The 23,704-nt window shown below is 65.6% G+C and carries 24 protein-coding genes; 16 read left to right on the top strand and 8 right to left on the bottom strand.

Annotated features, from left to right (window positions below):
- Positions 1-2: 2 nt before the first annotated feature.
- From EDC31_RS09255 to EDC31_RS09275, 5 genes are all read left to right on the top strand, one after another.
- Positions 3-416 carry a flagellar basal body-associated FliL family protein gene (locus EDC31_RS09255; RefSeq protein WP_158310293.1) on the top strand — a complete coding sequence of 138 codons (414 nt, stop codon included), beginning with the start codon at positions 3-5 and terminating at the stop codon, positions 414-416.
- The gene (locus tag EDC31_RS09260) at positions 413-1,429 is read left to right on the top strand and encodes a FliM/FliN family flagellar motor switch protein (protein ID WP_052511641.1); all 1,017 of its coding nucleotides are present in this window, start codon (positions 413-415) and stop codon (positions 1,427-1,429) included. Before EDC31_RS09255 ends, EDC31_RS09260 begins: the two co-directional genes overlap by 4 nt.
- On the top strand, positions 1,422-1,877 hold the full coding sequence (locus EDC31_RS09265) for a DUF6468 domain-containing protein (protein WP_042056319.1): 456 nt from the start codon (positions 1,422-1,424) through the stop codon (positions 1,875-1,877). Before EDC31_RS09260 ends, EDC31_RS09265 begins: the two co-directional genes overlap by 8 nt.
- Before the next feature lie 180 nt (positions 1,878-2,057).
- Positions 2,058-2,624, top strand: coding sequence for a MotE family protein (locus tag EDC31_RS09270; protein WP_132127012.1), 567 nt, complete (start codon positions 2,058-2,060; stop codon positions 2,622-2,624).
- Positions 2,625-2,799: 175 nt separating this feature from the next.
- Positions 2,800-5,181: a hypothetical protein gene (locus EDC31_RS09275; RefSeq protein ID WP_042056316.1), complete on the top strand. Its 2,382-nt coding sequence runs from the start codon at positions 2,800-2,802 to the stop codon at positions 5,179-5,181.
- Here EDC31_RS09275 and EDC31_RS09280 read toward each other — a convergent pair.
- Together EDC31_RS09280 and EDC31_RS09285 are read right to left on the bottom strand one after the other, a co-directional pair.
- On the bottom strand, positions 5,168-5,791 hold the full coding sequence (locus EDC31_RS09280) for a nicotinamidase (protein ID WP_243697799.1): 624 nt from the start codon (positions 5,789-5,791) through the stop codon (positions 5,168-5,170). The genes EDC31_RS09275 and EDC31_RS09280 overlap by 14 nt on opposite strands.
- Positions 5,792-5,821: 30 nt before the next feature.
- Positions 5,822-6,310, bottom strand: coding sequence for a glutathione peroxidase (locus EDC31_RS09285; RefSeq protein ID WP_042056314.1), 489 nt, complete (start codon positions 6,308-6,310; stop codon positions 5,822-5,824).
- A gap of 133 nt (positions 6,311-6,443) precedes the next feature.
- Between EDC31_RS09285 and EDC31_RS09290 the strand changes: the two genes are divergently transcribed.
- From EDC31_RS09290 to gorA, 4 genes are all read left to right on the top strand, one after another.
- Positions 6,444-7,673, top strand: coding sequence for a NupC/NupG family nucleoside CNT transporter (locus EDC31_RS09290; RefSeq protein WP_042056312.1), 1,230 nt, complete (start codon positions 6,444-6,446; stop codon positions 7,671-7,673).
- Between the two features lie 38 nt (positions 7,674-7,711).
- Positions 7,712-9,376: a S10 family peptidase gene (locus tag EDC31_RS09295; RefSeq protein WP_042056310.1), complete on the top strand. Its 1,665-nt coding sequence runs from the start codon at positions 7,712-7,714 to the stop codon at positions 9,374-9,376.
- 107 nt (positions 9,377-9,483) lie between these two features.
- On the top strand, positions 9,484-10,368 hold the full coding sequence (locus EDC31_RS09300; protein WP_042056308.1) for a ferredoxin--NADP reductase: 885 nt from the start codon (positions 9,484-9,486) through the stop codon (positions 10,366-10,368).
- A gap of 18 nt (positions 10,369-10,386) precedes the next feature.
- Entirely contained in the window at positions 10,387-11,784 is a 1,398-nt protein-coding gene (gene gorA / locus EDC31_RS09305; protein WP_042056305.1) for a glutathione-disulfide reductase, read from the top strand.
- Here gorA and EDC31_RS09310 read toward each other — a convergent pair whose 3' ends face one another.
- Together EDC31_RS09310 and EDC31_RS09315 are read right to left on the bottom strand one after the other, a co-directional pair.
- The gene (locus EDC31_RS09310) at positions 11,785-12,612 is read right to left on the bottom strand and encodes an alpha/beta fold hydrolase (protein WP_042056302.1); all 828 of its coding nucleotides are present in this window, start codon (positions 12,610-12,612) and stop codon (positions 11,785-11,787) included.
- Positions 12,613-12,683: 71 nt separating this feature from the next.
- Positions 12,684-13,055, bottom strand: coding sequence for a hypothetical protein (locus EDC31_RS09315; RefSeq protein ID WP_042056300.1), 372 nt, complete (start codon positions 13,053-13,055; stop codon positions 12,684-12,686).
- 164 nt (positions 13,056-13,219) lie between these two features.
- Between EDC31_RS09315 and alkB the strand changes: the two genes are divergently transcribed.
- The 6 genes from alkB (at position 13,220) to EDC31_RS09345 (ending at position 19,499) form a co-directional block, all read left to right on the top strand.
- Positions 13,220-13,858 carry a DNA oxidative demethylase AlkB gene (gene alkB, locus EDC31_RS09320; RefSeq protein ID WP_042056298.1) on the top strand — a complete coding sequence of 213 codons (639 nt, stop codon included), beginning with the start codon at positions 13,220-13,222 and terminating at the stop codon, positions 13,856-13,858.
- A 179-nt stretch (positions 13,859-14,037) separates the two neighbouring features.
- Positions 14,038-15,429, top strand: a complete 1,392-nt coding sequence (locus EDC31_RS09325; RefSeq protein WP_042056296.1) for a class II 3-deoxy-7-phosphoheptulonate synthase — start codon at positions 14,038-14,040, stop codon at positions 15,427-15,429.
- Positions 15,430-15,461: 32 nt separating this feature from the next.
- A complete protein-coding gene (locus EDC31_RS09330) occupies positions 15,462-16,643 on the top strand; it encodes a beta/alpha barrel domain-containing protein (protein WP_239641546.1) in 1,182 nt (393 codons plus the stop codon).
- Positions 16,640-17,080, top strand: coding sequence for a hypothetical protein (locus tag EDC31_RS09335; protein WP_239641540.1), 441 nt, complete (start codon positions 16,640-16,642; stop codon positions 17,078-17,080). Before EDC31_RS09330 ends, EDC31_RS09335 begins: the two co-directional genes overlap by 4 nt.
- Positions 17,081-17,162: 82 nt before the next feature.
- Entirely contained in the window at positions 17,163-18,497 is a 1,335-nt protein-coding gene (gene gltX / locus EDC31_RS09340; RefSeq protein ID WP_042056294.1) for a glutamate--tRNA ligase, read from the top strand.
- A gap of 36 nt (positions 18,498-18,533) precedes the next feature.
- Entirely contained in the window at positions 18,534-19,499 is a 966-nt protein-coding gene (locus EDC31_RS09345) for an ion channel (protein ID WP_052511638.1), read from the top strand.
- A 1-nt stretch (position 19,500) separates the two neighbouring features.
- Here the strand turns inward: EDC31_RS09345 and EDC31_RS09350 are convergent, their stop codons facing one another.
- From EDC31_RS09350 to EDC31_RS09360, 3 genes are read right to left on the bottom strand one after another with little or no spacing between them, the layout of a single operon-like run.
- Positions 19,501-20,355: a CDP-alcohol phosphatidyltransferase family protein gene (locus EDC31_RS09350; RefSeq protein ID WP_042056292.1), complete on the bottom strand. Its 855-nt coding sequence runs from the start codon at positions 20,353-20,355 to the stop codon at positions 19,501-19,503.
- Between the two features lie 10 nt (positions 20,356-20,365).
- Positions 20,366-21,043 (bottom strand): phosphatidylserine decarboxylase, encoded by a 678-nt coding sequence (locus EDC31_RS09355; protein WP_042056401.1) that lies wholly within the window; start codon positions 21,041-21,043, stop codon positions 20,366-20,368.
- A 57-nt stretch (positions 21,044-21,100) separates the two neighbouring features.
- Positions 21,101-21,862, bottom strand: a complete 762-nt coding sequence (locus EDC31_RS09360; RefSeq protein WP_042056288.1) for a class I SAM-dependent methyltransferase — start codon at positions 21,860-21,862, stop codon at positions 21,101-21,103.
- Positions 21,863-21,932: 70 nt separating this feature from the next.
- Between EDC31_RS09360 and gloB the strand changes: the two genes are divergently transcribed.
- Entirely contained in the window at positions 21,933-22,649 is a 717-nt protein-coding gene (gene gloB / locus EDC31_RS09365) for a hydroxyacylglutathione hydrolase (protein ID WP_042056286.1), read from the top strand.
- Here gloB and EDC31_RS09370 read toward each other — a convergent pair.
- Positions 22,633-23,619, bottom strand: coding sequence for a hypothetical protein (locus EDC31_RS09370; protein ID WP_042056283.1), 987 nt, complete (start codon positions 23,617-23,619; stop codon positions 22,633-22,635). The genes gloB and EDC31_RS09370 overlap by 17 nt on opposite strands.
- Positions 23,620-23,704: the final 85 nt, after the last annotated feature.

Consider the following 23,704-nt stretch of genomic DNA (forward strand, 5'->3'; position numbering starts at 1 on the left):
AGATGACCGTTCTGGCGGTGCTCGCCCTTGTTCTTGCACTGGGCGGCGGGGGAGGGGCCTATTACTGGACGCATCACGCCCGTTCCGTAGTAAAACCTGCGGCGGTCGTGATCTCGCCTTTCAATCTCGCCATCCCCACCATTATGGCGACCCTCGATTCAGAGGGCGGGCATGCGACTTTCGTTCGCGTCGCCTCGCAGATCCAGCTTGCGGATCAGCGAGACGCGGCTGCCGCCCGCACCCATATCCCGCAGATCGAAGATCTCTACCAGACCTACCTGCACGATACCCGGCCAGAGGAACTGGCGGGAAGCGGTCTCTATCGGTTGCGGGAGGCATTGCTGGCGCAGATCAGCAATGCGCTTGCGCCCATACAGGTCAGGGACCTGTTTTTCACGGAGGTGCTGGTCCAATGAGTGAGAGCATCAATGTGGTGGATCTCGCGACGGCGGACGCCGCACGGGCCTCGCGCAAAGGGCCGACCATTCGGCGGCGGGGAGGAGCTGAACTGCTTCTGGAGCATGCCGCGCCTTCCTACGAGCGACTGCCGATGCTCGATGTGGTCTGCGATCGGTTCGTGCGCGTGCTCATGACGACACTGCGCGGGGTCTTGAACGACAATGTCGTCGTCGCTGCGTCGAGCGTCACGTCGGACCGGTTCGCGGACAGGTTCGAGGTCTTGCCGGATAATGGGATGTACGCGGTCTTCAAGGCGGAAGAATGGGAAAATTATGGGCTGCTCGTGTTCGACGCGCCGCTGATCTGCATGGTGATCGATTCCCTGCTCGGCGGCGGTGGTCTCCGCAAGCAGGCAAGCCGCGTGGAACGACGCCATACGATGATCGATCGCGCACTCATCGAGCCGCTCGTGCATTCCGTTCTCGCTGATCTGGGGCAGGCATTCGGGCCGCTCTGCGCCGTCACCTTCCGGTTCGAGCGTCTGGAGCTGAGTGATCGTTTCGTTCACATTGCCCGCGCGACGGATGGCGTGGTGGGAGCGAGCTTTACCGCGCAGGTCGGGGAAAGCCGGGGCACGATGACGCTCATCCTGCCGCACGCGACTCTCGAACCCGTCCGAGACGTGCTTCTTCAGCAGTTCATGGGAGAGAAGTTCGGTCATGATGCCACCTGGGAGCATCATCTGTCCCGTGAAATCTGGAAGACGAATCTCGAGATGGAGGTCGTCATCGAAGATGACGGACTGACTCTCGGCGACATTCTGCCCCTGCGGCCGGGAGATCAACTCGTCTTGCGTCAAGGGGGTGCCTCATCGGCACGGCTGCGATGTGGCGACCGGATGCTCTATCAGGGACGCCTGGGGCAGTTGCGGGGACGGTTGGCGTTCAAGGTCGAGAAACGCGCCGACGAGGAGCGGCCGCCTTTCGATCTGGAGGGAGATCTCTTGCCGACGGAACAAGATCATGGATGACATTCAGCTCGGAATCGAGGTGGCGCTCGCTCTCCTTCTGGTGACGACGATCTTCTACAGCCTGCATCTCGGAAGGGCTCTGGCCGTCTTGCGACGGGATCGCGCGGAACTCGGCAATCTGATCGTCAGTCTTGAACGGAGCTGCGGCGAAGCCAGGACGGGCATTGAGCAACTTCGGCAGGCGACCGAAATATCCACGCGGCAACTAGGTAAATCCGTCGAGAGCGGAAAGGCGCTTCGCGCGGAGTTGGAGGAACTTTGTCGTCTCGGGGAGGAGTTGGTGGCTCGTGTTCAGGCGCGGGGCAGCGTGCAGAGGAATCCGGGGGATGACATGGTGCCTGCCCAGGGCGACGAGCGACCTCAGCCTTCTTATGACCCTCGGGGCAAGGGAGCCAAAAGCGAGGCGGAGCGTGAATTGCTGCGTGCCCTCCGGATGCAGAGGATCTGAGAAGTGCGCTGGCGTTTCCGGTTTCGTCTCGGGTTGGCAAAGGTCGTGCCGATCGCGACGTCGTTCATGGTCGTGGCTTTGGCGTTCGATATTGTTGATATCGTGAGATCGGTCTCCGGCAAACCTCAAGCATCGGTAGTCGGAAATTTTCTCATCGAAAGAGCAAATGCCGATGCTCAGATGTCGTCGGCACCGGGCGACGCACCGCCAGTCGCCGGGGAGACTCTCTCCGGCCCGACGACGCCAGTTACGACAGGGCGAGGACAGGGAAGCGAAAAATGCGCGGGAGGCGGCGTTTGCAACGGCAAGGCGCCGCCCCGTCCGGCTGAGCCGGGCATGCAGGAACTGGTGACGGACATCGTCAAACAACGGGAGGTCATCTCGGCTGAATCGAAGGCGATGGCTGAACAGAAGCGCCTCATCGATGCGGCAACACTGGTCCTTGACCGGAAGTTGAAGGTCGGCGTGGCAGGGAATGCGGCGTCAGGAGGCCCTTCGAAGCCGATTCTGACGCCTCAGGACGCGGCCCGGCTGACCGCGATCTACGAGGCGATGAGACCAGCCGACGCGGCGGCCATTTTCGATATTCTCGACCTCCATGTCGGCGTGGCGCTTCTTGGAAACATGCCGCCGCGTCGCGCTTCGGCGATCATGGCGCAGATGTCGCCGCAACGCGCCATTCTGGCGACTCAGATGCTTGCGCGTCGACAGCCGCTTCTCATCCCGGTGAGTCATGATGGCGGTTAAGAAGACTGTTTCGGCGGTTTTGACCTGCATGGCTTTGATCGGGGGGCACGGGCAGGCAAGGACAGTGAGCCGGACATGGGTAGTTCTCCCGTACGTTCCATTCAGACTCCCGGCTGCGCCTCCTGCGGCGGGTGCCGTAGCCGCGTTGCCTCACGGCTGGAATCTTGTGGGGAATATGAACGAATATCTTGGCGTTTCCCCTCCGCCTCCGGTCATGACGCCCGCGCGCGCGAGCGACGCCAATCCGTCCGGCAAGGGAGTTGCCCAGTCGCCCGCTCCTGACCTGCCTCCGACCCTCGCGCAGGAATCCGTTCCTGCTGGAGTTGACGCGGCGGCGCAGACGATTCTTCTCAATGACGGAGGCGTCTGGATTCCGCTGGACGGTAGTGTGGCTGTGGCGGCTTATCGCTCCGGGGACAACGTTATTCTGGTATCCTCCGGGCGGCATACTCTCGGCGCGTCATCCTCCGACGACGCCCAGACTGGCGTCGGATGGACGACGAAAATTCTCACTGACGCGACCGTCGTCTGTTTCCATTGGCCGAATGCACATGCGTTTTCGCTGCGTCCGCTGCAACTCGGCGCGAACTGGGGATGGCAACTGACCGATGACGGCAATCTCGATCAGACGCGGCTCATCGTGCCGTGGCAGATGGGTAATACGATCGTGTTTCCGGTTCCGGCGGACAGTATCGGAAGCCGACAGCCTGTCGTGCAGATCAATGATCCGTATTCGGGGCGGCGCGTCTTGCTGGGTCTGGTGGCGGGGCGTCAGAGCCACGTGGAGGAGGCTGTTGCCGGCATCGGCTTCTCCATCCGGACGAGTCTGATCGGAGTCGTCGTGGATGCCGATGACGATGCGATCGAGTTGCGGAAAGTGCAGGAGGGATTCGGGCTGGACGCAATCGGCAGCGAGGCGGTTCCGACCTCTCTTCCGAGCGTGCGCAAGGTGCTGAATTCGCCACAACTCATGTTGAGCAGGGCTTCCACGAATATTTTGGAGGAAAATTTCCGGCGGGCATGGACGACTGCGGCGCTGTCTGAACCGGCGAACCGCTTTGCGGCGCGGCTGCGGGCCTCGCGCGCAGCGCTGGCGCTTGGAGACAAGGTCAAGGCAAGCACGATCCTTACAACCGCATTGGAGGATGATCCGGGTGGCATCGTGACACGCGACGATGTCTTGTTGCGGTCTGCAGTCCGCACGCTTTCCGGCAAGCAGAGGTCGTCCGTGGACGAAGCGGACGAGAACACGCCGGAGCAGCAATTCTGGCGCGGTCTCGGCGAGATGGCGGATGAAACCCCGCCGCGCGGGAGTGATGACGGGCGGCGGAAGGTCGCATCCCTTCTTGCCGCCGGTCTTCAATCGTTGCTGAATTATCCTGAACCGCTTGCCAAAGCGTTGAATGGTCCTGTCGCGGAGTGGATCGCCCGTTATGGCGGCCATGAGGCGCGTGAAGCGCTCCGGCGATTTCCCGATACGGAGGATGTGCGACTGGCCTTGGCGCTCTCGAAGGCGCGGGATGCACCGGCGGGAAGTCTCGCCGCGCTTGATGGTGTTGCGCGGTCCGTCGATCCCGTTCGTGCGGCAAAGGCGCGAGAGGCCTATCTGTTGGCTGCTCTCAGGGCAGGGAAAATCGGCGAGAGGGATCTCATGGAAGAGCTAGACCCGTTGCGGCCGGGGGCGCGTCTCGCGGGACGGGAGCCTGAAGTTCTGCTGGAGGAACTGGATGCCGCGTCAGCGATCGGGGACTGGGCGAATGCGCGCGATCTTCTGCTCGCCTTGAAGCGGTATGAGCCGGCCTGGAGCATGGACGTCAATCACGCGAATGATGTTCTTATCGATCGGCTTCAGAAGGACGCGCGCGCATTGCCGCGCAAGACGCCGAAAGAGGCGGCATCTATCCTGATCGCCCTTCAGGCCGTTTCCGACGGAATGTCCACGGCGGATCCGCGGTGGCCGGCGCTTCGGCAGTCACTTGCGGATGGTTTCGATATGCTGGGACTGATGGCCCGCGAGGTCGATGTCCTGCGGGCGACTGCCGGCCGGATCACTGATGTCGGCCTGCGTCGTGCGATCAACGACCGGATCGCGGAAAACCTGATGCGGCTGGATCACACCAAGGAGGCTATGGCGCTTCTGACGACGAATTATCCTGAAGGGGACATACCGGCGGCACTGCGGGTGAAACTGGCGCGTATCGCTCTTGAAAAGGGGAATACCGATGTCGTGACGGAATGTCTCGGCGCCACCTCGGGTGATGAGGCAGAGCTTGTCAGGGCCGATCTCGCGGAGAGAAAGAATGATTGGCAAGGTGCCGTCAACGCGCTGTCGGCAATGGCCCAATTTTCAAGGCCCCCGTTGGGCCGGCTTGCTCCCGGCGATCAGGAACTCGTGGTGAGGCTGATCGCCGATGCGACGCGTGCGGGGGATGAGCCGTTGGCAACGCGTCTTGTCCAGGAAAATACGGCGCGCATTACCGAGGCCGGATTACGGCCGATCATGGCCGCCTTTGCACGTCAGATCACGCCGCCGGAAACGGCCGTTACGCGCCGATAATATCAGGAGATGAAATCAGCATGATGGTTTCGGATGACAACTGCGCATGAATTTGCCGGTTTCCACTGTCGACGGCGCGGCAGGCGTCTTCGATGACGAGGGTGGTGAATCCCAGGCGTGCGGCGTCGCGCGCCGTGGCGGCGACGCAATAATCCAGGGCAAGACCGCCGATCAATACGCGGCGGATGCCGAGTGCATGCAGGAGCCCGTCGAGGCCGGTGGAAAACTGACCGGAATTATCGAAGAATCCCGAATAGGAGTCGCGATCCGCCCTGACCCCCTTGCGGATGATATGAGTGATCGGACCCGTATCGAGAGCATCGGCAAAGGCGGCGCCCGCGCTTCCCCGGATGCAGTGGGCAGGCCAGGCGCCCCCTTGGGCGTGAAAGGAGAGGTGGTTGGCCGGGTGCCAGTCCTGGGTTGCGACAACGCAGCCGAAATCCAGCTTGGCCAGGCGATTCAATGGAGCGATGACGGCGTCTCCGTTGTCTATCGCCAGTGCGCCGCCGGGCAGGAAGTCGTTTTGCACGTCAACGATGATGAGCGCATCGTCTCGTCCTGGAATTATCCTGGTCTCTGGCCTCGTCTCTGTATCAACTCCGATCATCATGCGGCTTTCCTCGCGGGCGCGTTTCCACATTCACCTGTCGAGGATGACGCGTTGGAGCGCCTGGGACATGCGCGGTCCCGCCGGATCGGTGAGCGGCGTGAACCAGTTCGACAACATGCCGTCGCGCGAGAAGATGTATTTGTAGAAATTCCAGCGCGGACGCGCCAGGAAACCGCCCTGCTCCGAAAGCCACCGGAACAGGGGAATCGCATCATGTCCCTTGACGTGGGATTTCGCGGCCATCGGAAAACTGACGCCATAATTGCGATGACATGTCTCGCTGATCGCAGCTGCGTCTCCCGGCTCCTGATTGCCGAAATCATTGCTGGGCACACCGATCACCACCAGCCCTTCGGACGCGAATTCGGTCCAGATATGTTGCAATGCTTCATATTGCGGCGTGAAGCCGCATTTCGATGCGGTGTTGGCGATGACGATCGGGCGGCCCCGATACTGTTCGAGCGCGATCGTGGAGTCGCCGGTGAGCGTCGGAAGGGAAAAATCGTAAATCGTCGGCATGTTGGTCTGACCTCTGGACTACAAATCCTGCATAGGCGTTCCGCTGGCGGTCGCCAAGGAGTCCGTGCCGGCCTCTGGACAGAACGGAAGCGCATCGACACAGTCCCTCCTGCTTTGGACAGGGGGGCGGGAGATGATCTGGCGCGGCATGCTGGGTATCGTGGTGCTGCTGGCGATCGGCGTTCTGTTCTCGGCCGATCGCCGCGCGATCGACAGGCGGCTGGTGGTGGTCGCGCTGGCGATCCAGTTCGGAATCGGGGTGCTGGCGCTCTTCGTGCCCTGGGGGCGGGCGGTCTTCGCCATGCTGGCGTCCAGCGTGGAGACCGTGCTGAATTACGGGCAGGTCGGCGCGGCCTTCCTGTTCGGCGGCCTGGTCGGTCCACGGATGGAGACCTTGTTCGGCGGAGGCGCCTATGTGTTCGCGTTCCGGGTGCTTCCCGCCATCGTCTACGTGTCCGCGCTCATGGCGATCCTCTATCACTGGGGGGTCATGCAGGCCGTGGCCCGGTGGATCGGCGGCGGATTGTGCCGGGTGCTCGGTGCAAGCACGCTCGAATCCTTCTCCGCGGTGCTGACGATCTTCCTGGGGCAGAGCGAGATGCCTGTGGCGCTGGCGCCGTATCTCGCCGAGATGAGCGAGACGGAACTGTTCACGGTCATGTGCTCCGGCACCGCGTCGGTCGCAGGGTCGGTGCTGGCGGCCTATGCGGCGCTGGGCGTGCCGATGACCTACCTGCTGGCGGCGTCGTTCATGGCCATTCCGGGCGGGCTGCTTTTCGCGAAGATCCTCTGGCCGACGCCGCGTGCCGCGACCGGGGCGATGCCGCGCGCCGAGCTTCATGCGACCAATCTGTTCGACGCCATCGCCGAAGGCGCGATGAGCGGCGCGCGGGTGGCTGTGGCGGTCGGGGCGATGCTGGTGGCGTTTGTCGGGTTGATCGCGCTGATCGACGGCGCCTTGCAGGGGATCGGCGCGCGTATCGGCGTCGCGGGGTTGAGCCTCAACCATGTCCTGGGCGTCGCGCTGGCTCCGGTGGCGTGGCTGATCGGCATACCGGCGGCCGAGGCGGTGCGGGCGGGGGGATTTCTGGGGCAGAAACTCGCTTTCAACGAATTCGTCGCCTATGTCGGGCTTTCGCCCGTTATTCACGCTCATGCGCTGTCGTCGCGCACCATCGGGATCGTCTCCTTCGCATTATGCGGATTCTCCAATTTCTCCAGCGTCGGGATTCTCATCGGCGCGTTCGGCAGCATCGTGCCGGAACGCCGTGCCTTCATCGCCCGCGCCGCCCTCCGATGCGTGCTGGCGGGATCGCTTTCCAACGCCATGAGCGCGACGATCGCCGGGCTGTTTCTGGCTTGAGTCCGACGGCGGGATGGGGAAGGATGAATCGGCTCGTTATGGAATGGGATTGTTTCGTGAAACGTTTGTCACTGTCTGTCGCTATCGCTCTGTCGGCGTCCGTTGCGATCCTGCCCACATCGTCCCGCGCCGCGTCGCCGTCAACGCCTGAGGCCCCGGCCGAGAAAGGGGCGGCGGCGTTTCTCTCCAGGCCGCAAAGAGTGTCGAGCGAGGGCAGCGTCACGGTGCGCGGGCATACCGTCGCCTATACGGCTGAGGCGGGGACGCTGGTGATCCATCCCGATGGATGGGACGCCGCCAATCCGGCTGCTCCCGCTCCGGATATGGCGGGCGGGGAGGACCACATGCCGCTCGATGCGAAGGCGGCGATGTTCTACGTCGCGTATTTCAAGAAGGGTGCGGCGGCGGAAACGCGCCCCATCACCTTCGTCTATAATGGCGGACCGGGCTCGGCGACGATCTGGCTGCATATGGGGGCGTTCGGCCCGAAGCGCGTGGTCACGGCGGATGACGTCCACACTCCCGCCGCGCCGTATGACGTCGTCAACAACGACGATTCTCTGCTCGATGTCACCGATCTCGTCTTCATCGATGCGCCGGGCACGGGGTTCGGGCGGGTGATCGGCAAGGACGGGGCGAAGGCGTTCTATGGAACGGACCCGGACGCTGCGGCCTTCACTGATTTCATCGCGGAATTCCTGGCGCGGCATGGGCGGTTCAACTCGCCGAAATACCTCTTCGGCGAAAGCTACGGCACGACGCGGTCGGCCATCGTGGCGGATCGTCTGTCGTCACATAAGGGGATCGACCTCAACGGGGTGATCCTGCTGTCGCAGATCCTGGACTACGCGAATTCGCCCGACAGGCCGCAGATGAATCCGAGCGTTGACCAGCCTTACGTGCTGGCTCTGCCGAGCTATGCGGCGACGGCATGGTATCATCACAAACTGCCGGACCAGCCCGAGGCGCTCGAACCGTTCCTCCGCGAGGTCGAGCAGTTCGCGCAGGGCGGCTATACGCGCGCCCTGCAAGAGGGGACGACCATCAGCGACGCCGATTTCGAGACCGTCGCGCAGACGCTGCACCGTTATACCGGCCTGCCGGTGGAGTATCTCAAGCGCGCCGATCTGCGGGTGAATGGCGGGGAATTCGAGAAGACGCTGATGGCCGACAAGGCGCTGGACACGGGGCGTCTCGACAGCCGTTTCTCCGGCCCGAGTCTCGATCCGCTGGGGCAGCGTCCGTTCTATGATCCGCAATCGGCGGCGATGGAATCCGCCTATGTCGCGGCGTTCAACGATTATGTCCGTCGGGTGCTGCATTTCGGCAACGATCCCGCATTCGATGACGGGTATGAGGAATACAAGGTCAGCGCGGGCAATATCGGGCGCTGGACTTTCCCGCACAAACAGCCCGACCAGACGGGCCAGGCACGCGGCGAGCCGAACGTGCTGCCGGATCTCGCGGATGCGATGAAACGCAATCCGGCGCTTCAGGTCATGCTGAACCAGGGGTATTTCGATCTCGGCACCCCCTATTTCGAGGGTATCTACGAGATGCGTCACCTGCCGATTCCACGCGATCTCGCGAAGAATATCGAGATCAGGCAGTACAAATCGGGGCATATGGTTTACGCTCATCCGCAGGCGCTGCACGAGTTGCACGACAACGTGGCGGCGTTTATCGAACGTACGCATAAATAATGTGAAGCGCGTCGTTCCTGGGGTTCCCCGCGCCGCGCGGATGCTTTAGAACACCCGCCGCATTTCCGGCGCGGCATCTTCCGCGCGCTGAGTCTGGAGACGATCCCATGTCCGCAACCGTGTCTCTTCCCATGCCGGTGATCGACGAGCCGCTGAGCGGGCTCGAACCGTATGAGGGGCATCCCGGCCAGTACAGGCTCGCGAAGCCGGGAAAGGAATACGGGCATCTTCACGCAGGCGAAGTGCTCTCCGTCCATCACTGGACGGACCGGCTCTTCAGCTTCACCTGCACGCGCGATCCGGGTCTGCGCTTCGAGAACGGCCAGTTCGCGATGATCGGGATCGAGGTCGAGGGCAAGCCGCTGCTGCGCGCCTATTCACTGGCCTCGGCCAATTACGAGGAGCATCTGGAGTTTCTCTCCATCGCCGTCCCCGAAGGTCCGCTGACCTCGCGCCTGCGCCATGTGAAGGTGGGCGACACCGTTCTGGTCGGGCGCAAGCCGACGGGCACGCTGCTGCTTGACAATCTCCGTCCGGGGCGCAACCTCTATTTCCTCGCCACCGGCACGGGGCTCGCACCGTTCATGAGCCTCATCAAGGACCCCGAGGCGTATGAGCGCTACGAGAACGTCGTGCTCAGCCATACGGTCCGTGTCTCGGGAGAGCTGGCCTATGCCAATCATATCCGCCACGAACTGCCGCGGCATGAGTTCCTCGGCGAGATTCTCAGCGGGAAGCTGCGCTATTATCCGGCGGTGACGCGCGAGGCGTTCGAGGTGACGGACCGTATCACCACCCTGATCGAGAACGGCAGGATCTTCGAGGATCTGGAAATTCCGAAGCTCGATCCCGAGCATGACCGGGTGATGATCTGCGGCTCGCCGGAAATGCTGGCCGACACGGAGAAACTGCTGCTTTCCATGGGTTTCGAGGAAGGCAACATGAACACTCGCGGGTCTTACGTGGTCGAGAAGGCTTTCGCGGAACGCTGAAGACCGGAGGGACACCTCATGGAGGAGTTTGACCTTTTCGTCATCGGCGCGGGCTCCGGCGGCGTGCGATGCGCGCGGATCGCGGCCCGGAGCGGGGCGCGAGTCGGCATCGTCGAGGCGCGGCACTGGGGCGGCACCTGCGTCAATCTCGGCTGTGTGCCCAAGAAGCTGATGGTCTATGCCAGCGAGTATGGCGGCATGGCGGAGGACGCCCGCGCCTTCGGCTGGGACATGAGCGCGGGCGCGCATGACTGGTCGAAGCTGATCGCGGCCAAGGATCGTGAGATCGCACGGCTGAACGGCATCTATGTCTCCCTGCTGGAAACGGCCGGGGTGACGCTCATGAGCGGGCATGCGCGCTTCCTCGACGCCCATACGCTGGAGATCGGCGCATCGCCTCTCGCGCCGGGAGAGACGCCGCGGAGAGTCCGGGCCAAGGCGATCGTCATCGCCACCGGCTCGCAGGCCGTGCGGCCCGGAATTCCGGGCGCGGAGCTGGGGATCGTTTCGGACGACGCGTTCCATCTGCCCGCGCGGCCCGAGCGTATCGCGATCATCGGCGCCGGCTATATCGGGGTTGAATTCGCGGGGATTTTCGCCGGGCTGGGGTCGCATGTCGATCTGGTGTACCGGCAGGACCTGCCCTTGCGCGGCTTCGATGAAGAGCTTCGCGCCAGCTTGGCCGAGGCGTTGCCCGGCTACGGCATCGCTTTGCGCTCCGGCCATTCGCCGCGCGGGGTGGAGAAGCTGCCGGGAGGGGCGTTGCGCCTCGATCTCGGCGCGGGGGAGACTCTGGAGACCGATTGCGTCTTTTTCGCCACCGGACGCGCGCCCAATCTCTCGCGGCTCGATGTCGAGGCGGCGGGGGTCACGGTCGAGAAGGGGCGGGTCGTCGTGGACGATGCGTTCCGCACCTCCGTCCCGCATATCTACGCCATCGGCGACGTGACGGACCGCTACAACCTCACGCCGACGGCGATCGCGGAGGGGCATATGCTGGCCGAGCGTCTGTTCGGAGGCGGGACGCGGGACTGGTCCTTCGCGACGACGCCCAAGGCGGTGTTCTTTTCCGAGCCGCTCTCCAGCGTCGGGCTGACGGAAGAGGAGGCCGCGCGGGAGACGGATCTGGACATCTACACCGCCCGCTTTCGTCCGCTGCGCCAGACGCTGACCGGGCGCGATCGCAAGACCTTCATGAAGCTCGTCGTCTGCGCGCGGACGCAGGTGGTGCTGGGCGCGCATATGATGGGCGACGCCGCGCCGGAACTGATGCAGGGACTCGCCATCGCGGTGACGGCGCGGCTGACGAAGCGGGATTTCGACCGCACCATCGGCATTCATCCGACGACGGCCGAGGAAATCGTCACGATGCGGAGTCCGGCGCGCCATGTGAAGCAGCGCGCCGAAGGGGGCTGATCAGGCGGTCTCGGCCAGGAAGGCGAGCAGGTCGGCGTTGACCATCGCGTGATGCGTGGCGAAAAGCCCGTGCGGCGCGTCCTCATAGGGGATGTAGCGCGCATGGGGGATCAGCTTCGCCGCCCGTTCCCCGGCGATCTTGGCCGGGACGGACGAATCCCATGTCCCGTGAATGATGAGGGTCGGCATCGTGAAGGCGGCGGTGTCGGCGGTGAAATCCGTCATGCCCCAGGCATCGACGCAATCCAGCGTCGCCATCGGGCTCGCCATGATCGCGAGGGCGAAGTGCCAGTCCAAAAGCGCTTCGCTCACCGGACCGCCCAGCAGGGACATCCCGTAGAAATCGCGGGCGAAGCTGCGCAGGAAATGGAAGCGGTCCTTGCGGATCTGCTTCTTGAGCCCGGCCAGTGTCTCCAGATCGAAACCTTCCGGATTGTCGGGCGACTTCAGGATGCCGGGCACCACCGAAGCGAGCAGTACCGCGCCCGCGATTTTCGAGGCGCCATGGCGCGAGAGATAGCGCGCGATTTCCCCCCCGCCCATGGAGAAGCCCACCAGGGTGACGGCGTCGAGCGCCAGCGCGTCGATAATGGCGGCGAGGTCGTCAGCCAGCGTATCGTAATCATACCCCGTGACCGGATGGCCCGACTGGCCGAAACCCCGCCGGTCATAGGTGATGACGCGATATCCGGCTTCGACCAGCGCCAGTGTCTGATATTCCCACATGTCGCCGCTCAGCGGCCATCCATGGATGAGCAGAACCGGCCGGCCGCTGCCCATGTCCTTGACATGCAGATTGATCCCGTCCCGTGTGGTCACGAAAGCCATGATCGAAACTCCGTTGCGGATTCCCGCGTGTTGATGGAACCTGGGCGGCCGACGGCATAAGCCCGTATCCTTCAGTGCGGCGCGATCCATCCATTGCCGTTGGTGTCGCCCAGCGTGCCCGTCTGGACCGGGCTGGCGCTCTGATAGGCCGAGCCGAACTGGGTGAGGTCGGTGCCGGTGATCGGATCGCGCTGGATGTTCGCCTCATGATCCGGATCGGGGCCGTGCTTGAAATCGACGTTCGGCGCCTCCTGGTAGCCGGGAGGGAGGGAATGTCGGCCATGCGCCGTCACCTGCTCCCCGTTGCCGCGATATTCCAGGCCAGGCTTCGATGCGGCACCCTGCGGAGGCTGGGGGGATGATGTCTGCGCCTGAGCGAGTGCCATGCCCGGCAGGCCGAGGGCCGCCAGGGATAGAAGCAGGGGAAGGCGGAGCGTCGCCATGGGGCAATCCTTTTCGTGAACGCTCCGTTTTGTCGCCAAAAGGGGGAGCCGGGTCGGAGCGAGGCGCGCGTGTACGCCTCCTTACGGTATAATTGCGGCGGACGGCGTTTGGTTCAAGAGAACGGTGCATGAAGTTCGGGACATGACGTGCGGAGGGAGGAAAAATGGCTGATCTGTTCGCCGGTCTGCGCGAATGGGAGGCGATCGCGCCCGGAGCGGTTCTGCTGCCCGGCGCCGTGCTGGATCGCGCCGACCGTCTCTTGCGGGAGGTGGAGCGGATCGCGGCCCTGTCTCCGTTCCGCATCCTCACGACGCCCGGCGGCGGCCGCATGTCGGCGGCGATGACCAGCGCCGGGCCGCTGGGCTGGCATTCGGACCGGCGGGGCTATCGCTACGTGACGGCGGACCCGCTGACGGAACGCCCCTGGCCGCCCATGCCGCCGCTCTTCGCGGAGATCGCGCGGGACTGTGCCGCCTCGGCGGGATATGACGGGTTTCGCCCGCAGATCGCGCTCATCAACCGATACGTTCCCGGAGCGAGGATGGGACTGCATCAGGATCGGGACGAGGCGGCGCTGGAGGCGCCCATCGTTTCGATCTCTCTGGGCCTGCCCGCGCGCTTCCTCTTCGGCGGCCTGTCCCGGCACGAGCCGATCCGGCGCTTCGATCTGCTACACGGCGACGCCGTGGTCTGGGGCGGCCCGTCGCGTCTGGCCTTTCACGGCGTCGCGACGATCCGCGCGGGCGATCATCCGGCGACCGGGGCCTGCCGCATCAATCTGACGTTTCGCCGGGTCACATGACGTCGCGGCGGGGCAGGGAAGGTTTTTCGTGCCTCTTTGCGAAAAAGAACGAGGACGCATCCCGACACTCATCCCCTGCCTGCCCCGGGCGCATAACATCCTACTAGGCGCGGCGCGAAATTCCCGGCATAAACGCGGCCCGCTTCGTGCGGAAACAGAGGACAGGAAGCAGCAGACGCATGGCCACCCCGAACGACGCTGTAACGCATCCCGGCTGGACGCCGTCGAGCTGGCGGTCGTATCCGGCGCGCCAGATGCCGCATTATGAGGACGCCGCGACGCTCGAAGCCGTCGAGGAGCGGCTGCGGCGCTATCCGCCGCTGGTCTTCGCCGGAGAGACGCGGCGGCTGAAGGCGCATCTCGCCAAGGCGGCGCGGGGCGAGGCCTTCGTGTTGCAGGGCGGGGCGTGCGCGGAGAGTTTCGACGAGTTCACCGCCGATATCGTGCGCGACACGTTCCGCGTGCTGCTCCAGATGGCGGTGGTGCTGACCTTCGCCGCCAAGGTGCCGGTGGTGAAGATCGGGCGCATGGCCGGGCAATACGCCAAGCCCCGCTCCTCGGATACCGAGACGATCGGCGGCGTGACGCTGCCGAGCTATCGCGGCGACATCATCAACGGCGCGGCTTTCGAGGCGCAGGCGCGCGTTCCCGATCCGCGCCGGATGGAGACCGGGTATTTCCAGTCCGCTGGCGTGATGAACCTGCTGCGCGCCTTCGCCTCGGGCGGCTATGCGAATCTGCATCAGGTGCATCGCTGGAATCTCGGTTTCGTCGAGCGCTCGCCACTGGCGGAACGGTATCGCCTGCTCGCGGGGCGGATCGACGAGACGCTGTCCTTCATGTCCGCCTGCGGCCTCAGCCAGAGTGCGCCGCAGATCAACGACACGGAGTTCTACACCTCGCATGAAGCACTGCTGCTGCCTTATGAGCAGGCGTTGACGCGCGTGGACAGCCTGAGCGGCGAATGGTACGACTGCACGGCTCACTTCGTCTGGATCGGCGATCGCACGCGCCAGCCGGACGGCGCGCATGTCGAGTTCCTGCGCGGGGTGAACAATCCGATCGGCATCAAGGTCGGGCCGTCCACCCAGATCGGCGATCTGGAAAAGCTGCTGGAGACTCTCAATCCGCGTGACGAAGCGGGGCGGATTACGCTGATCTCGCGCATGGGGGCGGGCAAGGTGGGCGATCACCTGCCGCCGCTGCTCGACGCCGTACGCCGGACCGGGCGCATCGTGACCTGGCTGTGCGACCCGATGCACGGCAACACCATCGCGACGGCGGACAAGATCAAGACGCGCTCCTTCGACTCGATCCTGACGGAACTGCGCGGCTTCTTCGATGTTTTCGCCGAGGCCGGGCTGCGGCCGGGCGGGATTCATGTCGAGATGACGGGGCAGGACGTGACGGAATGTGTCGGCGGCGCGTGCCGCATCACCGAGGCCGATCTGACCGGCCGTTACGAGACCTTCTGCGATCCGCGCCTGAACGCGGAACAGTCGCTGGAAATGGCCTTTCTCGTGGCCGAGGAACTCACCCGCCAGTTCCGCGCCGGGGCTGACGCCGCGTGACGGCGGGTCCGTTCGCCGCGATCGAGGCGGGGCTGGCGCGTGCCGCCGGGCCGAAACAGGCCCTCGGCCGCGAGGATGTCGCGCTGCGGACGGATGCCTATTTCAACCGCACGCAGGCGATCGTCGCGCATTTCGGCGATGCGCGCGTGACCTACGCGGTGTTCATCCGCCGGCCCGTCATCGCCGCGACGGGGCTGATGCGGCGATGGCTGGAGAACGTCACGCGCGAGCGCGGCATCGTCATCGAGTGCGAGCAGGTCTATCCCGACGGCGCCTGGGTCGGGGCGGGCGAGCCGCTGCTCTACCTGACCGGCTCCTTCATCGAACTGTCTCCGCTGGAAACCCTGCTGCTCCAGCGGCTGGGCGCGTGCTGCGTCGCCGCGCACCACGCCTACCAGATGGCGCTCACCCTGCCTCATGTCGCCTTTCTCGCGATGGAGGCGCGGCATTGCGCCGGTTTCGAGATGCAGGAGATGATGGATTACGCGGCGGCTGTGGGCTCCGCGGCGGCGCGGCAGGAGGGGGCGAAGGGCTTCGTCGGCTGCGCCAATGACGTGACGGCGCCGTTCTTCGGGATCGAAAAAGGACTGGGCACCATGCCGCACGCGCTGATCGGCTATGCGCGTGGCACGGTACGGGCGGCGGAGATGTATCACGAGGTCTATCCGCATGATCCGCTGACGGTGCTGGTGGATTATTACGGGCGGGAGGTTACGGATGGTCTGGCCGTATGCCGCCGCTTCCCCGAACTCGCGGCGGCCGGGCGTCTGAACCTGCGGCTGGACACGCATGGCGGGCGCTTCCTCGAAGGGCTCGACCCGCAATCCTCCTACGCCGTGCTGGAGCGCAACTGCCCGGCCGCCATCCGCCGTTATCGGTCGGACCAGGAACTGCGCGATCTCGTCGGCACCGGCGTCTCGGCGGCGGCGATCTGGCGGATGCGCGAGGTGCTGGACGAAGCCGGATTCCCGTCCGTGGGTCTCGTCGCCTCCTCCGGCTTCGGGCTGGAGAAATGCGCCGCCATGGCCGATGCGCGGGCCCCGGTCGATGTGATCGGCACCGGCTCCTTCATCCCTGCCCGCTGGAGCGAAACCTATGCGACCGCGGATATCGTGGCCTATGACGGGGAGTCGCGGGTGAAGGTCGGGCGGGAGTTCCTGCTCGCCAAATCTCGCATCGCCCCCTTGCCGCCTTCTGAAAGCGCCGAGCCATGACCGAGACGACCGAAACCGACGCCACGCCCGAGAAGGAATGGCCCGAGAAGGAATGGCCCGAGAAGGAATGGCCCGAGAAGGAATGGACGGTGCGGATCATCGACCATTCAGGCGCGTCGGAAGAGGATGACAACGTGGTCGAGACGATCGCGGGCTTCCTGGATCTGCCGCATGCCAACGCCTTCGCCCGCGCCTATGTGCGCGACAGCATCGAGCGGTGCCGCGAGGGCGGTGCGACGGGCCGCGCGGTGCTGGAGGCGTGGTACGCTTTCGGCGAGGATGCGACGGTCGCCGATTCGGGCGTGGAGGGCTGGACATCCGCCGACGAGCTGGACCATTTCTCCGAGGAACCGGCCACGCCGATGGAGCGGGACTGGCGCGCCCTCGATCCGCGCCGTCTGGTTCAGGATGACGAGGACGACGCGCCGGAGGAATGATCGGCGGAAGAGGGAGCGCCTCGCGAAGCGCGCCTGCCGATAACGCTGGAATCCATGCGTCCGCCGAGGCATATGGAGCGGCATGAAACTGCGCTTCGCTCCCAGCCCGACCGGGCATCTCCATGTCGGCAACGCCCGGCTCGCCATCGCCAACGCCCTGTTCGCGCGCCGTCATGGCGCGGTGTTTCTCCTACGGATCGACGACACGGATCGCGACCGTTCGCGCGAGGAGTATGAGACGGGAATAGAGACCGATTTGCGCTGGCTGGGAATCGGGTGGCAGGAAAAGGCGCATCAATCGGCGCGACTGGACCGTTACGCGGCGGCGGTCGAGGCGCTCAAGGCGTCCGGGCGGCTTTATCCGTGCTTCGAGAGCGAACTCGAACTGTCCGCCAAGCGCGAGGCGCGGCTGCGCGCGGGCAAGCCTCCGGTCTATGACCGCGCGATGTTGAAGATGACGCCGGAACAGCGCGCCCGGGCGGAGGCGAACGGCAAGGTGCCGTATTGGCGCTTCAGGCTGAGCGACACGACGCGGCGCTGGAACGACCTCGTCATGGGAGAGTGCAGCGTCAAGCTGACGGCGATTTCCGATCCCGTGCTCCTGCGCACGGACGGGACGGTGCTCTATACCCTAGCCTCCGTTGTGGACGATCTGGAGCTGGGCGTCACGCATATCGTGCGCGGCGAGGATCACCTCACCAATACCGGCGTGCAGATCGACCTGATCGAGGCGCTGGGCGGAAAGCCCGGACAGTTCGCCTTCGGCCACATGCCGCTCCTGCTGGATGAGGGGGGCGCCAAGCTCTCCAAGCGTCTCGACGGGCTGTCCCTGCGCTCCCTGCGTCATGACGGCATCGAGCCCGAGGCGATCGTCTCCTATCTCTCCCGCCTCGGCACGGCCGACGATCCGGCGGCGATGAGCTTCGACGAGGCGGCGGCGGGGTTCGACCTCTCCCGCGTCTCGCGCTCGGCCGCGCGCTTCGACATGCGGCAATTGCTGGGGCTGAACCGCAAGCTGCTGCACCAGAAGAGCTTCGCGGAAATTCAGGACCGTTTGCCCGAGGGCGCGACGGAAGATTTCTGGAATGTCATCCGCGGGAATGTGGACCTCACCGGCGAGATCGCCCATTGGTGGCAGGTTGTCGCAGGCGAGATCACGCCTCCCGGTTTGTCCGACGAGGCGTCGTTCCTCGAACAGGCGCGGGAGACGCTGCCGCCCGCGCCTTGGGACGAGGGGACATGGAAGGCATGGATGACGGCATTGCGCGCGGTTTCCGGCCGGAGCGGGCGGGCGCTGTTTCATCCGCTGCGCCTGGCGCTGACGGGGGAGGAAGCCGGGCCGGAACTGCACGCCCTGATCCGGCTGATGGGGCGCGAGCGCGTGCTCGCCCGGTTGCAGGACGCGGCGTTCGCCTGAGCGCATTCCGTCGCCCTTACGGTCGAGGGTGACGCGATGATGAAGACTCGTTGGCGGCGCGGGGGAAAAGGGCTTCGCCCGCCCGTCGCCCTGGACCCGGAGCGCCGCTTTCACGCCCATCTGATCCAGGAGCAGAGCGATGGCGACGTCCAGCGCATCGGGCTGGCGGACAGCATCTGGACCGACATCTACCACCACCTGCTGACCATGTCCTGGCCGGGCTTCATGCTCTGGTCCGTCGCGCTCTATTTTGTGGTGAATTTCATCTTCACCCTGCTTTACGCAGCGACCGGCGCGACGGTCGGCGGTGTGCGGCCGCACCGGCTGGACGATCTGTTCTTCTTCAGCGTGCAGACCTTCTCCACCGTCGGATATGGCGCGATGGCGCCCGAGGGCCCGACCGCCAATATCCTTTCCACCGTGGAGCTCTATGTCGGCATGCTGGTGAACGCGCTGGGCACGGGCGCGGTTTTCGCCCGGTTCGCCCGCCCGCGCGCGCGGGTCATTTTCTCGCGGCATGCGGTCATCAGTTCCGAACACGGCATGCCCGCCCTGTGCGTCCGCATCGCGAACTGCCGTCGCAGCGCGCTGCTCTCGGTCGGCGTGGAGGCGGCGCTGGCCCAATATGTGATGGGGGAGAACGGGCATCCCGTGCGGCGTTTCGTGCCTCTGCCGCTGCTGCAACCGCATATTCCGATTCTGCGGTTCGCCTTCGTGCTGGCTCATGTGATCGAGAAGGACAGCCCGCTGGCGGAGCATTTGTACAAGCACCTGCTGGGCGAGCAGGCGGAGGTGATGCTGACGCTCACCGGCACGGACGAGGTGACGGGCCAGACGATGCTCGCCCGTGCGTCCTATCGCTTCGAGCGGATCAAGGCGGGCCATCGTTTCGTCGATATTCTCGACCTGCGGGAAGGCGGCGGCATCGCGGTGGATTATCGCCGCTTCCACGACATCGAGGAAGACGCGCGCGGGAAAGGCCAGGAGGCGCGGACGGGGTGACCTACTCCACGAACTCCGATATCGCCTCCGCCTCACGCCGCAGGCGATGATAGGAGCGGCGGGAAAAGGGCAGCATCGCGAGATAGATCAACCCGGCCGCGGCGAGCGCGCCCCATGGATCGGCGATCAGCACCGCGGCGAAGCCGCACGTGCCCAGCATCACCGGCAGGACATAGGGCGTGGGGATCTTGAAGTTCTTGAAAGACCAGACCGGCAGGGTCGAAACCAGAAGCGCCGCCGTGACGACCAGACACAGCACGGTCGCCAGCGGCGCGTGGGAGAGGGCTTCCACCGTCGTCCATCCCATCTTGTTCGCCTCCAGCCCCAGGAAGACCGGGAAGAGCACCAGCCCTGCTCCAGCCGGCGCGGGAACGCCGGTAAAGAAGCTGGAGGAATAGGCGGGCTTGTCGTCGTCATCGAGGCTGGCGTTGAAGCGGGCCAGTCTCAACGCCATGCAGACGGTGAACATGATGCAGGGGATGAAGCTGTAGCGTCCGGTATGCTGCAACGCCCACATATAGAGCAGGATTGACGGCGCGACTCCGAAGCAGACGAAATCCGAGAGGCTGTCGAACTCCGCGCCGAAGCGCGACGTGCCGTGCAGGAGCCGCGCAATCCGCCCGTCCAGCCCGTCGATGCAGGCCGAGATGAGGAGCGCCGCCGCGGCGTAGGCGAATCGCCGCTCGATGGCGAACTGCATGCCGCTCAGCCCCGAGCAGAGGCCGAGCATGGTGAGGATGTTGGGGATCAGCCGGTTGAAGGACGGGCCGCGAACGCGGACGCGCCGCGGACGCCCGAGGCGGCGCAGGCGGCGGATGCGTCGTTTCGGGCGCGCCGGGGGAAGGGAGGGGTCCATCGTGCTCCGCTCAGAGATGGGCGATGACGGTTTCGCCGCCGATCATCGTCTGGCCCGCGAGCACCAGGGGTGCTACGCCCGGCGGCAGATAGAGATCGGTGCGCGAGCCGAAGCGGATCAGTCCGAAGCGGTCGCCCGCCAGCACCTCGTCCCCTTCCGCGACCTGGCAGACGATGCGCCGCGCGATCAGCCCGGCAATCTGCACGACGGCCATCCGTCGCCCGTCGGGCAGCGTCAGGGCGATCTCGTTGCGCTCGTTGAGTTCTGACGCCTTGTCGAGACTGGCGTTGACGAACTGCCCCGGATGGTAGGCGATTCGCGTCACGCGCCCTGCGGCGGGCATCCGGTTGATATGCACGTCCAGAACGGACAGGAACGTCGCCACGCGCCAGACCGGCTCCGTCCCCATGTCCAGCGCCGCCGGCGGCGTGGCCAGCTCGACGGAGACCACGCGCCCGTCCGCGGGCGCCAGGGCGACATCCGCGCGCGGGGGCGGAACGCGCCTGGGATCGCGGAAGAAATAGAGGCAGAAGCCGAAACCGGCCAGAGCGAGATTGCCGATCAGCCGTGTGGGCCGCCATGGCGTCGCGCGGCCCAGCAGGGCGATCCCTCCCGTCAGTGCGAGGAAGGGCGTCGCCGCGCGATGGGGCGGGGAGAGGACGGAGCGGAAGGACTGGATGATCGACATGCGCGGCAGTCTTACGACGCCCGCCTGCCGGGTCAAGCGTCCCTGTTCCGGTCTCCCTTATCCCAGCCCCGCTCCCATGACCGTCCGTGCGAGGCCGGCGGGTTCGGCCGTCAGCGGCAGGCCGGCGTAGAGATCCTTGCGGGCCACGACGATATGCACGCCGCCGAACTGCCGCCCCGGCCAGCAGGCGATCCGGTCCAGCCCGGCTGCCGCCCGTCGTCCCGTCCTCAGGGCCACAGGCGGCACGGCGAGCGCGGCGCGCGTCGCCTCGGGGCGGAACAGGGCGCGCGCCAGCAGCCGGTCGAGCTGTCCCGCAGAATAGGGAAGGCCATGCCCGAAGGGCGTCGATTCGTCATGCGCCCAGAAGCCGGTGCGATTCGGGACGATCAGCACCAGTTGCCCGTCATCGGCGAGCGCCTTCCAGATCGCGCGCAGCAGCGGGGCATTTCCGGCGAATTCGAGCCCGTGCAGCATGATGACGCAATCGAGGCTCAGATCGTCGAAAGGCAGCGCCTCGGCGCTGACGACGCAGTCCCGCCGCGAAAGGCCCTGCGGCTGGCTTCCGGACGGATCGACGGAGGGCGCGCGGCGCGTCAACGGGGCGTTCAGCCGCGCGGTGCCCACCCATCTGGCCTGGTCGAGGCCGGGCCAGCGATCGAGAATCGGGCGCGGGTAGCCGAGTCCGAGAATGCGCCGCCCTGCGGGGGAGGGGAGCAGGGGCGTCAGCCGCGCGGCCAGCAAATCGGCGGTGCGGCGGCCACGCCGCGTGGCGTAGAAGCTCGCGGCATCGTGTGGCGGCAGAGAGCGGGGAGAGAGCATAATGGAGACGGTAGCGTGTGGCCGCGCTCAAGGTAAGTTCCGGATTGTTTAGACGCAGGAAGGTTTCGGCATGCTTCGGATCAGCCCCATTCCCGTTCTGTCCGACAATTACGCCTGGCTGCTGGAGGACGGCGTGACGCGCTCGCGCGCCGTCGTCGATCCGGGGGAAGCCGCTCCGATCGAAGCCGTGTTGGGAGAGGATGGGCTCGACCTGATTCTCCTGACCCATCACCACGCGGATCACGTCGCCGGCGTCGAGGCCCTGCGGGAGCGCACAGGGGCGGAAGTCGCCGGAGCGGCGTCAGAGGCCGCGCGCCTGCCGCCTCTCGATCTGGCGCTGAAGGATGGCGATGTCGTGACGTTCGGGGCCGAGACCCTGGAGGTGATCGCCACGCCGGGTCACGCGGACGGGCATCTGGCGTATTACGCGCCCTCCGTTCCGGCCCTGTTCACGGGCGATGCGTTGTTCAGCCTCGGATGCGGACGGCTGCTGGAAGGCACGGCGGATGAGCTTTTCCACAGCCTGCGTCGCTTCGATGCGCTGCCCGACGAGACGCTCATCTGCTGCGGGCATGAATACACGCTCTCCAATGCCCGTTTCGCGCGGCATCTCGACCCGGATAACGAGGAACTGGCGGCCCGTCTGCTGGAGGTCGAACGTCTGCGCGACGAAGGAAAGCCCAGCGTTCCGACGACGCTCGGGGATGAGCGTCGTCTCAACCCGTTCCTGCGCGCGCCGGATGTCGCCGCCTTCGCCCGGATTCGCGCGCTCAAGGACCGCTTCTGACCGTATCCCTGTCGAGGAGCGTCGCAAGGCGCGACAGATCAATATCCGGCGCGCCCTGCCTGATCCGCAGTCCGAGATCGAAATGCTCAGGCAGGCGATCGATCCTGCCGCGCGCCGAGTCGAGCAGACGGGCGAGGGCGGCGGCCTGCCCCTGACGCAGGGCGGGAGGCGGGTGATCGAGTTCCTGGCGCAGTGTCGCGCGCACCCCCTCGCCATGCAGGGTGAGGTCGCCGTCTCCTGACGGCCAGTGCAACGTCCCGCCGGCGCGAATCGTCAGCGGGCCCAGCGTGGCCTCCGCTCTCTGCACCAGAATGCGCCGGTCGAGAGTCCGCGCCTGAACGGGCGCGAGCACGGCCAGCGTCAGGGAGACGTTCCGCGGCGGCCACGCGGGGGCGAAGGCGGCGAGCGGCGGCGGGGGGAGGAGGGAGAGCGTATCGGCGTGCAGATCGAGCCCGAACCTTGTATCGCCCGGCGGCGGATGAAGCCGGAGAACGACGCGGCCTGTGACGGTCTCGAACGATATGTTGCGACCCATGCCGATGGTGAGCGAGGGGGTGCGAAATCGTCCGGCAAGTGTTCCTGCGTGCCGCGTGAGACGTGCCTGGAGCGACACGGCGGCGAGGCTGCCCCATCCTTCGCGCAGAAGGCCATTTTCCGCGGAGAGCATCAGGCTGGCGGGATGCAGGAGGACGACGCCTGCGGTCAGCCGCTCCGCTTGCCAGACCGTTCCGTCCGGCCCGGTCAGCCTCGGCGCGCTCATCTCGACCCGTGCGCCGAGCAGCGTCCAGCGTCGCCTGGTGTCGGCATAGCCCAGCGTCGCCCCGTTTGCCGTGAGCGCCTCATGCAAGGCAGCAAGGCGGCGGTCGAGCAGTGCGGACGCCACGAGCGGGGCGGCGACGAGCGCGATGATCAATGTGACGCCTGCCAGGGCGAGACCCGTCCCCGCCGGCCGCCGCCGGACCGGTCTCATGCGGCGGCTCCCTGCATCATTCTGGGGAAAAAGCAACTTATCCCCATCTTGCCGGAGTCTTCGGCAACGCCCTGAATCCGCTCGA

Origin of the sequence: Acidomonas methanolica (genome assembly GCF_004346035.1) — a bacterium.
In the GTDB taxonomy this organism is placed as follows: Bacteria; Pseudomonadota; Alphaproteobacteria; order Acetobacterales; family Acetobacteraceae; genus Acidomonas; species Acidomonas methanolica.